Origin of the sequence: Bacillus cereus group sp. BfR-BA-01453, from assembly GCF_022662915.1 — a bacterium.
Taxonomy (GTDB): domain Bacteria; phylum Bacillota; class Bacilli; order Bacillales; family Bacillaceae_G; genus Bacillus_A; species Bacillus_A paranthracis.
Map to the genome: position 1 here is coordinate 1 of NZ_JAKUEN010000056.1, position 233 is coordinate 233.

A 233-nucleotide genomic window follows, 5' to 3' on the forward strand; every position below is an offset into this window, starting at 1 on the left:
GATTGATCCATTTCTCTCCCTCATAAGAAATAATTTTTAACCAGCCACTTGTCGTTCCATCAATAACCAGTAACTCTTGTGCTGAAAAGACTTGCCCTTGACCTCCTTTTGAAGATACAAATGATGGCTCATTGTACGTATAGAATGATTTTTCTACATATTTCTTCTCACCATTTGGATTGATCCATTTCTCTCCCTCATAAGAAATAATTTTTAACCAACCACTTGTCGTT

At 35.6% G+C, this 233-nt stretch carries 1 pseudogene; it reads right to left on the reverse strand.

The window, feature by feature from the left end:
- A pseudogene (locus MR070_RS26995) lies at positions 1-233 on the reverse strand (C40 family peptidase); the annotation flags it as partial.